The sequence below is a fragment of the Plantactinospora solaniradicis genome, from assembly GCF_042658085.1.
Taxonomy (GTDB): Bacteria; Actinomycetota; Actinomycetes; order Mycobacteriales; family Micromonosporaceae; genus Plantactinospora; species Plantactinospora solaniradicis.
The window spans coordinates 4,707-17,016 of the sequence record NZ_JBHSPR010000008.1; the positions used below are offsets into that span (position 1 = coordinate 4,707).

10 protein-coding genes and 1 pseudogene are annotated in these 12,310 nt (G+C 74.0%); 5 read left to right on the top strand and 6 right to left on the bottom strand.

The genetic code is table 11. The annotated features are described in order from the left end of the window. Nucleotides 1-136 precede the first annotated feature (136 nt). Nucleotides 137-1,378 (top strand): cupin domain-containing protein, encoded by a 1,242-nt coding sequence (locus ACFP2T_RS09830; protein WP_377420893.1) that lies wholly within the window; start codon nucleotides 137-139, stop codon nucleotides 1,376-1,378. 81 nt (nucleotides 1,379-1,459) lie between these two features. Here ACFP2T_RS09830 and ACFP2T_RS09835 read toward each other — a convergent pair whose 3' ends face one another. From ACFP2T_RS09835 to ACFP2T_RS09855, 5 genes and pseudogenes are all read right to left on the bottom strand, one after another. Next, complete coding sequence (locus tag ACFP2T_RS09835) at nucleotides 1,460-2,170, bottom strand: hypothetical protein (protein WP_377419972.1); 711 nt, start codon at nucleotides 2,168-2,170, stop codon at nucleotides 1,460-1,462. Nucleotides 2,171-2,685: 515 nt separating this feature from the next. Further along, a pseudogene (locus tag ACFP2T_RS09840) lies at nucleotides 2,686-5,046 on the bottom strand (FtsK/SpoIIIE domain-containing protein); the annotation flags it as partial. Continuing rightward, on the bottom strand, nucleotides 5,039-5,905 hold the full coding sequence (locus tag ACFP2T_RS09845; RefSeq protein WP_377419974.1) for a hypothetical protein: 867 nt from the start codon (nucleotides 5,903-5,905) through the stop codon (nucleotides 5,039-5,041). The pseudogene ACFP2T_RS09840 and the gene ACFP2T_RS09845, both read right to left, overlap by 8 nt. Nucleotides 5,906-5,911: 6 nt before the next feature. After that, entirely contained in the window at nucleotides 5,912-6,172 is a 261-nt protein-coding gene (locus ACFP2T_RS09850) for a hypothetical protein (protein WP_107259179.1), read from the bottom strand. Nucleotides 6,173-6,408: 236 nt separating this feature from the next. Then, nucleotides 6,409-6,810 carry a PIN domain-containing protein gene (locus ACFP2T_RS09855; protein ID WP_377419976.1) on the bottom strand — a complete coding sequence of 134 codons (402 nt, stop codon included), beginning with the start codon at nucleotides 6,808-6,810 and terminating at the stop codon, nucleotides 6,409-6,411. Nucleotides 6,811-7,035: 225 nt separating this feature from the next. Here ACFP2T_RS09855 and ACFP2T_RS09860 point away from each other — a divergent pair, with 225 nt between their 5' ends. From ACFP2T_RS09860 to ACFP2T_RS09870, 3 genes are all read left to right on the top strand, one after another. Beyond that, complete coding sequence (locus ACFP2T_RS09860) at nucleotides 7,036-9,603, top strand: ATP-dependent Clp protease ATP-binding subunit (RefSeq protein ID WP_377419978.1); 2,568 nt, start codon at nucleotides 7,036-7,038, stop codon at nucleotides 9,601-9,603. Nucleotides 9,604-9,694: 91 nt separating this feature from the next. Then, nucleotides 9,695-9,865 carry a hypothetical protein gene (locus ACFP2T_RS09865; protein WP_377419980.1) on the top strand — a complete coding sequence of 57 codons (171 nt, stop codon included), beginning with the start codon at nucleotides 9,695-9,697 and terminating at the stop codon, nucleotides 9,863-9,865. Then, nucleotides 9,865-10,245 carry a DUF3140 domain-containing protein gene (locus tag ACFP2T_RS09870; protein WP_377419982.1) on the top strand — a complete coding sequence of 127 codons (381 nt, stop codon included), beginning with the start codon at nucleotides 9,865-9,867 and terminating at the stop codon, nucleotides 10,243-10,245. The genes ACFP2T_RS09865 and ACFP2T_RS09870 overlap by 1 nt, the downstream gene beginning before the upstream one ends. Before the next feature lie 84 nt (nucleotides 10,246-10,329). Here the strand turns inward: ACFP2T_RS09870 and ACFP2T_RS09875 are convergent, their stop codons facing one another. Continuing rightward, complete coding sequence (locus tag ACFP2T_RS09875; protein WP_377419984.1) at nucleotides 10,330-10,566, bottom strand: hypothetical protein; 237 nt, start codon at nucleotides 10,564-10,566, stop codon at nucleotides 10,330-10,332. 497 nt (nucleotides 10,567-11,063) lie between these two features. Between ACFP2T_RS09875 and ACFP2T_RS09880 the strand changes: the two genes are divergently transcribed. Further along, nucleotides 11,064-12,308, top strand: a complete 1,245-nt coding sequence (locus ACFP2T_RS09880) for an MFS transporter (RefSeq protein WP_377419986.1) — start codon at nucleotides 11,064-11,066, stop codon at nucleotides 12,306-12,308. Nucleotides 12,309-12,310 lie beyond the last annotated feature (2 nt).

Below are 12,310 nucleotides of genomic sequence, written 5' to 3' on the forward strand. Positions count from 1 at the left end.
CGACCGCCGCCCGGCGCGACCCGCCGGTACCACCACCGCCCGACCCGCCGGTACCACCACCGCCCGACCCGCCGGTACCACCACCGCCCGACCCGCCGGTACCACCACCGCCCGACCCGCGGCACTCGCCCGGTGCGTGGCCGTCGAGCCGGCCAAGTTCGCCGCCGCGTACTGGGGGCGGGCCGCACTGCTGTCCCGGGCCGCCGAACTCGCCAACCCGGACGGCTTCACCGATCTGCTCAGCCCGGCCGACGCCGACGAACTGCTCAGCCGGCGCGGCCTGCGGACCCCGTTCCTCCGCGCGGCCCGGAACGGGCAGGTGCTGCCCACCGGGCAGTACACCGGTAGCGGCGGAGCCGGGGCGGAGATCACCGACCAGGTGCTCGACGAGCGTGTCCTCGCCCTCTACGCCGACGGCGCCACGCTGGTGCTCCAGGGCCTGCACCGGACCTGGCCACCCCTGATCGACTTCACCCGCGAGCTGAGTCTGACCCTCGGGCAGCCGCTACAGGTCAACGCCTACCTCACCCCGGCCGGCAACCAGGGATTCGGCACCCACTACGACACCCACGACGTCTTCGTGCTCCAGGTCGACGGGCACAAACACTGGCAGGTTCACGAGCCCGTCCTCCCCGAGCCGCTGGAGCGGCAGCCGTGGGGCGGGCGCGCCGACGAGGTGACCGCGGTCGCCGAAGGGCCTCCCGCACTCGACGTGGTGCTCGCCCCCGGGGACGCTCTCTACCTGCCCCGGGGCTGGCTGCACAGCGCCCGTGCCCAGGACGAGAGCAGCCTGCACCTGACGGTCGGCGTCCGGGCGCTGACCCGCTACACGATGGTCGAGGCCCTGCTGGACCTGGCCGCCGAGGACCGCAGGCTGCGCGCGTCGCTGCCGTTCGGGGTGGACGTCGCCGACGTCGACCAGGTCGAACCGGAGCTGACCGAGACGGTCGAGGCGCTACGGGACTGGTTGCTCCGCGTCGATCCGGCGGCCGTCGCCGACCGGCTGCGCGCCCGTGCCTGGCCGGCGGCCCGACCGGCGCCGATCCGCCCACTGGCCCAGGCGGCGGCGATCAGCACGGTCGACGCCGACACCCGACTCGCCCCCCGCGACGGCCTCCGCTGGCAACTGCGGCCACCATCCCCCGCCCCCGACGGCGCCCCCGCCCCGGACGCCGACGGCGCCCCCGGCCAAGGCGAGGTCGCCCTGCACCTCTTCGACCGCACCATCACCCTCCCCGGACAGTGCGCGCTCGCCGTCCGGACATTCCTCTCCGGCGGGGTGTCCCGGGTCGGCGACCTGCCCGGCCTCGACGACGACGCCGACCGGATCGTGCTGGCCCGCCGGCTGCTCCGCGAGGCGGTGGCCGTGCCCGCCTGAAAGGAAGGGCCCCTTCTTATCGTTTTCTGTATAGGAAGGGTCCCCTCTTAACCGCTCCGTACTCGCGGCGAGCGGCGGCGGTCAGCGGAGCAGCGCGAAGAGCGCGCCGGTGGTGAGCAGGCCGGCGCCGACCACCACCAGCACCGCCCGGACGTCCAGGCCGGCGTGTCGCCGGTCGGCGAGCACCCTCGCCGGTGCCAGCCCGACCACCGGCCCGAGCAGCGTCACCAGCAGCGCGAGCACCGGCATCGCCACCGCCAGGTCACCGCCGTACCGGGCGCCGACGGCCCGGGCGGCGACCCCGAGGGCGTACGCGCCGGCCGCGCCGAGCACTCCGAACGCCGCCAGCAACGGTCGCGTCGCGCCCGGCAGTTCGCCCGGCCTCCGGGTACGGTCGAGCAGCTCACGGACCCCGTCGAGCAGCGCCTCGGCGTCGGCCGGAGCACCGCCCTGCGGCACCGGAGGCTCGCCGATCCGCCGGTCGGCCGCCCCCAGGTGGCCACGCAGCGTGCTCCAGAGATGGATCACCTCGGCCTCGGTGCCGTCGACCTCCTCCTGGGCGGCCGCCACCTCCGCCTCGGCCCGCCGTACGGAGTGCTCCGCGTCCCGGACGGCCCGGGTGGCGGCGGCGCACTGGCGCTCGTACCAGGTGTCCGCCTCGGCCCGCTCGGCCTCGGCCTGCCGGGTCACCTCGGCGAGTTCCCGGATCGACCGGTCGTACGTGCCGGTCGACTGCGGCGGGGAGTCAGTCGGGCGGGTGGAGGAGTCGTTCTGCTCCGGATGGTCGGTCATCGTGAGGGTCCGTAGGGAATGATCACCTGGCCGGTGCGGTGCACCGAGCGGTCGAAGAAGAGCCCACGCCAGGGCCGCGGGTACCAGTCGGGGCCACCGCCCGGTCCCGGGTACAGCGCCGAGGTGAGTTCGGCTCCCTGGACGTCCAGCGCCACCCAGGCACCGATCTGATCGGTCCGGGACGCCGGCCCGCCGAGGTCCACCCGCATCCGGGCAACCCCACGCCACCAGGCCAGGGTGTGGGTACGCCGCTCCGGGCCGTTGTGCAGGACATGCCGCAGGTGCTCCAGCCCGGACCGCCCGCCGACGGTGCCGGAGAGCTGGCTGGCGGCCGCGTCCACCGCGTAGAGGAGCAGGTAGTGCGGCTCGCCCACGGTGCCGCCGTGGCCCAGCCCGTTCGCTGTCTCGGCCATCAGCTCGCCGATGTCCTCCTCCTCGTACCAGGAGGCGTCGGTGCCCAGCGCGTCGTAGAGCGACCGGGCGGCGGTGTCCGCGTCCGGGTCGAGACAGGCGATCGAGAACCGTGCGGTGCCGGGCCGGTGCTGGCGCCGCAGGGACCGGGCGGCCGCGTCCAGCACGGCGCACGCCTCGTCGACCCCGGTGCCGAGCACCGCCAGGTTCCGGCCGGGCGCGCGGGGCAGCCGCATCCCGGCCGACCGTGCCTGCACGTCGATGATCTCGCCGAGCAGCGCGACCGGTCCCCGGACGCCACCGCCGCTGCGGTCGGCGCCGCCCGCGCCCCGGTTCGGGCTACTGCCGGAGCGGTTCGGCCCGCCGTCCGGCGGACCCGGGGCACCCCTGGGGGCCGGGGCGCCGGTGTGGCCCGGGGCGCCGGTGTGGGCCGGGGCACCGGTGTGGGCCGGCTCGCCGTCGGCTCCGGGCGGAACGGCCGCTTGGATTCCGTCGGGGTCGCCCGGCGGACGCAGCGCGACGAAGTCCGGTGCCTCCTCCAGTCGGGGAATCGCGTCTCCGTCGAAGAGTCGGGCCGGGGCGGCGTCCGGCGGGCGCATCCGCCACAGCCGGTGCTGCAGGTCGCTCCAGGTGCCCCAGTCGCTGGCCGCCGGGATCCGCGCCACCTGGTTGCCCTCGGACATCCCCGACTCGGCGTTGACCACGGCGTGGTGCCGGGGGAGCGACTGCGCGGCGTCGTTGCGCTCGGCCAGGATCCGCAACGCCTTGGGCAGCGCGATCCGCAGGGTGAACTGGGCGACCAGTGCCGGGCGGCCCCACAATGCCTCGATGCCCCGGACGTCCTGCGAGGCCAGCACCAGGTGGATGCCCTGGGAACGGCCGCGCCGGGCCAGATCCTCCAGCAGGTCGGCGGCCTCGCGGGCGACCGCGTCCCGACCGGCCAGCAGCATCTGGAACTCGTCCACCACGGCGACGATCCGGGGCCAGCGGCCCGTCGGGTCGACCGCCCGCAACTCGGCGAGCTTGGTCACCTCGTGCCGCTTGGCGGCGTCGGCCCGGCGGCGCAGCTCCTCGGCCAGGAACCGCAGCAGGGCCAGCCCGAACTCGCGGTCGGTGTTGACGTTGATCCCGACCAGCCGCATGTGCGGCAGCCAGCTCGGATCCCGCCGGCCCTGGGCGAACCGGGCGAAGGACACCCCCTCCTTGAAGTCGAGCAGATAGAACTCGAGTTCGGCGGGGGAGTACCGGGCCGCCAGCGAGCCGATCCAGGCGAAGATCAGATTGGTCTTGCCGGTGCCGGAGGGGCCGCCGATCAGCGCGTGCGGTGGGTAGTCGCCGAGGGTCAGCGACACCGGCCGCCCCTGCGGGCCGTCGCCGATCGGTGCGACGAGGCCGTGCGCCGAGTCCTCCCGCCACATCGCGTCGACCGGTGGTAGCAGGTCGGCGAAGGGCGTCGGCGGCGGACCGGCGTTGACCTGGGTAGCGACGTCCCGACAGGTCTCGGTGACCAGCGCCGCCGGGGGCGCCGGATCGGTGCGTACGGTCAGCCCGGGGCAGGAGTCCATCCGGGTACCGTCGGCCGCCACCACCACCCGGTGCACGGTGGGCTCGTCCGGCAGGTCGATCCCGCGCACCACGAGGTGTACCCCGCAGGCCGCTCCGGTCCGGACGACCCGGTCCAACTGCCCGCGCTCGTGTCGGGACAGCTCGTCGCCGCCGAGCAGCACCGCCACCCGCCACGGCTCGGGACGCCGTCCGGTCGCCGTCGCCAGCTCGCGCAGTGATCCGTACTCCCCGGCGAGCACCGTCTCGTTGATCCGGCGGATCTGGTCGACGAGGTCGTCGAGCAGCCGGGCCAGGCCGCCCGGTCCGACGAAGGTCAGCAGGCCGGCGGTGGAGAGCGGGGCGAACCCGGCGAGTCCGCCGCCGAGGTGCTCCGGGTCGTAACCGACCAGCCGGACCGCGCCGGGGGTGGCGCGGCCGAGGGCGCGGAGCAGCAGGGCGGCGACGACCGCGTCGCAGCCGGCCCGGTCGGGCCCGGACAGGTGTACGTGACCCGCGTCGAGCAGTGGCACGAGTGCCGGCACGGGAACGCTGCCGGGCAGGCGTACCGTGCCGATCCGCAGCGGCCCGGGAGCCTCGCCGCGGACGACCGGGGTGGGTTGCCAGCCGGGCCAGTCCGCCCCGGCGGCACCGGGGGCCTCCCGGGCGGCGGCCTGGGCGGCCCGCTCCGCGAGGCCGGAGATCTGGTCGCCGTACCGGTCGGCCAGGTCGGCGACCCGCCGGTCCCGCTCCGCGCCGACCCGGGCGGGTACCCGCCCGGCGGCGTCCCGGGTACGCCGCAGCCGGTCCTGCGCGGTGCCGAGTTCGGACCGGGCCGCCGTGAGTCGGGCCCGGGACGCGCCCAGCGCGTGCGACAGCATGGTGCGGACCCGGGTGACCAGTTGGGTCCGGAGGTCAGGCATGGGTGTCCCGGGGGGCGCGAGCGGTGACCGGGCGCTGGTCCAGGCCGAGCCGGCGCATGAGCAGGCCGGTGAGTACGCCGGCCGCGACCGCCGGATCGGCCGGATGTGGCTGCTCCACCGGATCCTTCGGCGGTGGCATCCGGCAGACCCGACTGAGCAACGTGTCGAGCACCCCCGGTGGCAGGTTCGGCACGAGGTCCCGCACCTGCCCGGTGACCTCACGGCGCAGCCGCGGCAGGTCCGCCGCCCGGGGCGGGTGGCCGAGCAGTTCGGTGGCCAGGTCGCGCAGCACCGGCGGGGCCACCGAGGCCAGTCCGAGCCCGATGTTGGCCTCCACGCCCCGCAGTTCGGTGTGCAGCCGACCGTGGTCGCCGGAGCGGACGTCGCTGGTCACCCGGCGCAGCAACTCCTCCGCGTCGGTGATCTCCTGGTTCGGCTTGGGGGCCGGGGTGCCGTGCCGGCCGAACAGTTCGGCGACCCGCACCGACCACCAGCCGCCGGTCGGTGCGGGAACGCCGCGCCGGGCGGGTCCGGTGGGCTTGTCCGCGGCCGGGGCGCCGGGGGCGGCGGGCCGCCGGCCCGGGGTGGCGGCGGGGGCGCCGTCGCGGGCCAGACCGATCGCGGCCAGGTACGTCGCCAACTGGTCCTGGGCGAGCCGCAGCGCGGAACCGGCGGTCTCCGCGTGCTCGGTCGCGGCGGACAGTTCGGGCACGCCCATCGGGTCGGACGACTCCTGCCGGACCCACCGCAGCCGCTCGGAGGCGAGCTTGAGGTGGTCGAGCGCCTTGATCACCAGGTCGACGGGCAGTTCGTCGGACGTCGCCCGTACCTGGGCTCCCAGTTCCTCGATGATGGACATCCGTCGTCAGAGCGTCGATACGTAGAGCTGGGCGTGCTCGACGGCGGCGAGCGTCGCGGCGAGGCATTCCTCCAGTTCCTGGGCGGCCTGCGAGAGTGACGCCTGTGCGGCATCCACTGTGGAGTGGCCACTGCCCTCCAGGGCCCCGGCCAGGGTCTGCTGCGCCTCGGCCAGCTTGTCGCTGGCGGCCTGCACCGCAGCCTGGCCGTCGCCGATCTGCTGCAGGGCGGCATCGATGGCCGCTTTCAGCTCGGCAACGCTCGCCACGGCGAAACCTCCTGGGGGCTGGGAGGGCTCTTATTAGAGCTTATCCCGATGAGCGGTTCTCAGGCCCCTGGGCGTTTGCTGCCCGCCTGACCGTTCCCAGCTAGATCGGTCGACAGCGGCTGGACGCCGAGCTTCCTCCCACTTTGTGCCACCGTCCGACTACAGAGTCGGATCTCCGACACTTCTCTGGCCGGAAGCCGGATACGCCGCTCAGCGGTGCAACTTTCAGGCGATCCTCAGTCGTTCGAGGCCGGCTCGACCGGCAATGCCAGCCAGCGCGGCCCGCGTACCTCGGCGCCGAGCGCGGCGACCCGGGCCCGCAGCTCGCGGTCGGAGGTGACCACGACGCAGCTCCGATCGGCGGCCTCCGCACGGACCAGGTCCACGATCGCGTCGTCGCCGGAGCCCTCCGCCGCGACCACCCGGACCTCGTCGGTGCCGGCGACCCGCCGGGCCACCCCCTCCACCACGAGCACCACCTCGACCGGCGGCGGCAGTCCGGGTAGGCCGCCCGCCCGCAGCGGCGCCAGCCGGTCGCGCAGGCGGGCCGTGGCCGCCGCCCGGTCCCGCCACCAGCCGTCCGGCCTCGATCCCACGACGTTGGCGGCGTCCACGACGAGGAGCGGCTCGGCTGTCATCCGCCCAGCCTGCCATCCCGGTCCGCCCGTGATCGCCGCCACGCTGCCGCCCCCGGCGTTGCCACGCTGCCGCCCCCGGCGTTGCCACGCTGCCGCCCGGGCGCCGCCAGGCTGCCGTCACGCCCGCCGGCGCGGTGCCTCACCCGCCGTTACGCCGCGTTTGTCGGGCCTTCCGCCGGGTAGCCCAGGTGACGCCAGTGCCCGCGCCCGTGAGGGGGACAAGAGATGACCCAGGGACCCGGCGACCTCGGCCCCGACCCGTGGGACGAGTTCCTGGCCCGGTACTTCGGCCGCGGCGAAAACCGCCGGCAGGGGCAGCGGGTGGACATCACCAGGCTGATGACCGCGGACGCGCGGGAACTGCTCGCCGACGCGGCGCGTCGGGCGGCGCAGGCGAACAGCAGTGACCTGGACACCGACCACCTGCTCTGGGCGGCACTGCAACGGGAACCGCTGCGGGACCTGCTCACCCGGGCCGGAGCCGACCCGGAAACCCTGCTCGGCGCGCTCGGCGGCGAGCAGCGGGTGGACCGGCCCGCCAAGCACGGCCAGGTCCCGTCGAACATGTCCCTCACCCCGGCCGCGAAGCGGGCGCTGCTCGACGCCCACCAGCTCTCCCGGGCGATGAGCGCGTCGTACATCGGGCCGGAGCACATCCTGATGGCCCTGCCGCTCAACCCGGAGTCGCCGGCCGGCCGGATGCTCGCCGCGGGTCGGATCCAGCCCCAGTCACTCCAGGCCGCGAGCGCCGGCGGGGGCGGGAACGGCGGCACGCCGGACCGGGGTACCCCGACGCTGGACCAGTACGGCCAGGACCTGACCGATCTGGCCCGGGCGGACGAGATCGACCCGGTGATCGGCCGGGCCGACGAGATCGAGCAGGCGGTCGAGATCCTGTCCCGCCGGACCAAGAACAATCCGGTGCTGATCGGCGAGGCCGGGGTGGGCAAGACCGCCATCGTCGAGGGGCTCGCCGAACGGATCGCCGACGGGGACGTGCCGCAGACGCTGATCGGCAAGCGGGTGGTCCAGTTGGACCTCGCCCGGCTGGTCGCGGGCACCCGCTACCGGGGCGACTTCGAGGAACGGCTGAAGAAGGTCATCGACGAGATCCGGGCACACGGCGACGACTTGATCATCTTCCTCGACGAACTGCACACGCTGGTCGGCGCGGGCGGGGCCGGTGCCGAGGGCGGGATGGACGCCAGCAACATGCTCAAACCGGCGCTGGCCCGGGGCCACATGCGGGTGGTCGGCGCCACCACGCTCAACGAGTACCGCCGGAACATCGAGAAGGACGCCGCGCTGGCCCGGCGGTTCCAGCCGGTGCTGGTGCCGGAGCCCACCGTCGACGACACCGTGGCCATCCTGCGCGGGCTGCGGGACCGCTACGAGGCCCACCACCAGGTCCGGTTCACCGACGAGGCACTGATCGCCTGCGCCGAACTCTCCGACCGGTACCTCACCGACCGGTTCCTGCCGGACAAGGCGATCGACCTGCTCGACCAGGCGGGTGCCCGGGTCCGGCTGCGTACCCGCACTCCGGCCGGTGACGTACGGGAACTGGAGCAGGAACTCGAGGAGGTCCGCCGGGAGAAGGACCAGGCGGTCGCCGACGAGCAGTACGAGCGGGCATCCGAGCTGCGGGACCGACTCCAGGAGGTACGCGACCGGTTGGAGGCGGCCAACGGCAACGGCGGCCAGTCCTCCGTGCCGGAGGTGGGGCCGCAGGACATCGCCGAGGTGGTGTCCCGGGCCACCGGCATCCCCGTCAGCCAGCTCACCGAGGAGGAGCGGGACCGGCTGCTGCGGCTGGAGGGGCACCTGCACGAGCGGGTGGTCGGCCAGGACGACGCGGTGGGCGCGGTCGCCGAGGCGGTACGGCGGTCCCGGACCGGGCTCGCCGACCCGGACCGGCCGATGGGTAGCTTCATGTTCCTCGGGCCGACCGGGGTGGGAAAGACCGAGTTGGCCCGGGCGCTGGCCGAGGCGTTGTTCGGCGAGTCGGACCGGATGATCCGGCTGGACATGAGCGAGTTCCAGGAGCGGCACACCGTGAGTCGACTGGTCGGTGCCCCGCCCGGCTACGTCGGGTACGAGGAGGCCGGCCAGCTCACCGAGGCGGTACGCCGCCGCCCGTACGCCGTGGTGCTGCTCGACGAGATCGAGAAGGCGCATCCCGACGTGTTCAACATCCTGTTGCAGGTGCTCGACGACGGCCGGCTCACCGACAGCCAGGGTCGTACGGTGAACTTCCGCAACAGCGTACTGATCATGACCAGCAATCTCGGCTCGGAGCTGATCACCGGTACCCAGCGCAGCGTCGGCTTCGGTGGCGGCGTCGAGGGCGGTGCCGAGGAGGAGAACACCGAGCTGCGGGAGCGGCTGATGCGCCGGCTGCAGGAGTCGTTCCGGCCGGAGTTCCTCAACCGGATCGACGAGGTGATCATCTTCCGGCGGCTGGAGAGCGAGCAGTTGCGCCAGATCACCGAACTGCTGCTGGAGGACACCCGGCGACGACTGCACGCCCAGGACATCGGGGTCGACTTCACCGCCGAGGGTGTGGACTGGCTCGCCGAGCACGGCTACCAGCCGGAGTTCGGGGCCCGCCCGTTGCGCCGGACGATCCAGCGGGAGGTCGACAACCGACTGTCCCGGATGCTGCTCGACGGAACACTCGTACCGGGTCAACGGGTCACGGTCGGTGCCCGGAACGGCGAGCTGACCTTCGACGTGTCCACCGGCGAACGGTCCGGAGGCCGGAGTCCGGCCGCCCTCTCCGCAGGACGGTGAGGCGGCGACGGCCGGGACGTCAGCGAAGGCGGTGGCCGGGAAGCCGGGTGGTGTTCGCCGCTGGCGGCCGGCTCGAGGAGAGGAGTCCAACGTGAGCCAGCCCGAGGAGAACCGCGAGAAGAGCGCCAAGACCGACGCGGTACTGCGTCCACCGTCCGCCGTGCCCAAGCCGGCGCCGCCCCCGTCGGCCCCGGGTCGACGCAAGGCCGCGGAGAAGGAGCCGGCGCCCGCCGCGCCGCCGTCGGAGGAGGAGGAAGCGTGATGGCTCGGCAACAACGGGTGGAGCCGGAGGTGGAGCAGCTGTGGCAGGACTTCCACAGTCGCGTCAACGTCACCTCGGACCAACTGCGGAGCTGGCTGCTCACCCAGGGCTCCGGCGAGCAGGCGTTCGGTTCCGATCCGGACCTCGGGCTGCCCGAACCCGGCCGGCGGATCCTCGCCATCCTGGGCAAGCGCAAGGTCGACCTCACCAGCGACGACATCCAGGTTATGCGGGAGACGGTGAGCGAGATCCAGGATCTGGTCGACACCCGTCCGGCCGTCGGTGTGACCGACGAGGACTGGCGCCGGGCGCTGCTCGACCTCGGGCACGACCCGCTGATCGAGCCGAACACGACCACGACCTACCGACGCCAGCCGTAGCCCGACAGCGGCGCTGCTGCCGGCGCTGCTGACCCCGACCGACCTCTCCGGTGCGTACACCGGAGAGGTCGTCGACGCGTGGGCCTACTCGCCACCGATGGTGGACACCCCCAGCCCGGCCGCCTCGGCGGCGTCGGTGCGTTCGGTACGGATCGCCTCCTCCCGGGCCAGCAGGGCGGCGTACTCGGCGACGTCCTCCGGCGTGGGCAGCGTCGGAACCCGACGCAGGAAGGCTTCCACGTCACGGGAGGCGGCGGTGTGCGCGGCCGCGATCCGTCGTGCGGTCTCCCCGTCGTCCTCGGGCGGGATGAGGTCGGTCATGCCGTTACCGGTACCCGCTCGGGGCCGGTTCGCACCGGTCCGGGCGGAGATACCTGCTCGGGCGCGGACCCGGGTCCGTCCTCCCCGGCGAGCGCGACCCTCAGGGAGCTCCGGCGGGATCCCCGGTCCGGGCGAGGGGCCCGGCAGGCGCCGGGGCGGATACCCGGGCAGCGGGACCAGAGGGGCGTCAGGAGCGGGTGGGAGGGTGGCGGCCCGTGCGCCGCCCGGCCCGGAACCGGACGGCGCACGGTGGCCGGTGCCCCGCCGACCGGGGGTCAGATCGGCGGTGTCGCGGCGATGTGGACGGTCGCCACCGACACCGTCGGTTCTGGATCGGGTAGGACATGGTTAAGGTAGCCGGCAGCAATCGACCCAGCCAGATACCGCCTAGCTCATACCGCGCCTGGAAGGTTGCCACCTCCGGGAGGGCCAGCGCCGCGGTGGTCGACGTCGGCGTCCGCACCGGCCCGGGTAGGACAGCCATCGAGGAGACGTGTTTGTCCAGCACCGGTGCGCGCCGACGTCCGGCGGTCCTGGTGGCGTACGCCGCCTTCGTCCTGGTGGGGCTGACTGCCGGCGTCGGCGGCGTGCTGTTGCCGGCCCAGATCCTCGACTACGGCGTGAACAAGGCCACGGTCGGGATCACCTTCTTCACGTTCTCCGCCGGGTTCCTGCTGGCCGGCATCACCGCCGGTGGGTTGATGCACCGCCTCGGCACCCGTGCCGCCCTGGTCGTCGGCGGGGGCGCCTTCGTCGCGGCCGCGCTCTACACGGCGGTCCGCCCACCGTTCCTGGCGTTCGTGGCGGTGCAGGTGGTGGCCGGTTACGGCATCGGCGTACTGGAGTCGGTGCTCAACGCGTACCTCAGCGAACTGCCCGGAGCGACGACGCTGCTCAACCGGCTGCACGCGTTCTTCGGGGTGGGTGCGCTGCTCGGGCCCGCACTGGCCGCCTGGATGCTGCGCACGCTGCCCTGGACGGCGGTGTGGCTGGTGCTCGCGCTGGCGTCTCTGCCACTGGTCGCCGGCTTCCTGCTGTCGTACCCGGCGCGTGCCCGGCCGGACGACGGCCGGGACGGCGCCGGGGCCGACACCGGGTTCCGGACCGGGGACGGCACCGGAGAGCCGGCGGTGCGGGGATCCCGGGCAGCCGGCGGCGGCCTGCTCGGCACCGCCCTACGCCAGCCGGCGGTGCTGCTGGGAGCGGTGTTCCTGACCGTCTACGTAGGGCTCGAGATGAGTGTGGGCGACTGGGGCTTCAGCCTGCTGGTGGACGGGTACGGGCAGCAGGCCGTGCTCGCCGGGTACACCGTCAGCGGGTACTGGCTCGGATTGACCGTGGGCCGGTTCCTGATCAGCCCGATCGCCGTCCGGATCGGGCTGACCCCGGCGGGCACCATGACCGCCTCCCTGACCGGTGTCACGGCGAGCGCCGTACTGACGTGGTTGTCGCCCGTTCCGGCGCTGGCCAGCGTCGGCCTGGTGCTGTTGGGCTTCTTCCTGGGCCCGATCTTCCCGACCGCCATGGCGATGGTGCCGCGCCTGACGTCGGCCCGGCTGGTAGCCACGGCGATCGGTGTCCTGAACGGGGTCTCGGTGGTCGGTGGGGCGGTGTTCCCGTGGCTGGCCGGCGCGATCGCCCAGGCCACCGGAGTGTGGACCCTGCTGCCGTTCAGCCTGGCATTGGCACTGGCCCAACTCGCGATCTGGTGGCGGCTGGCCCGCCGGGTCACCCCCGGCTGACC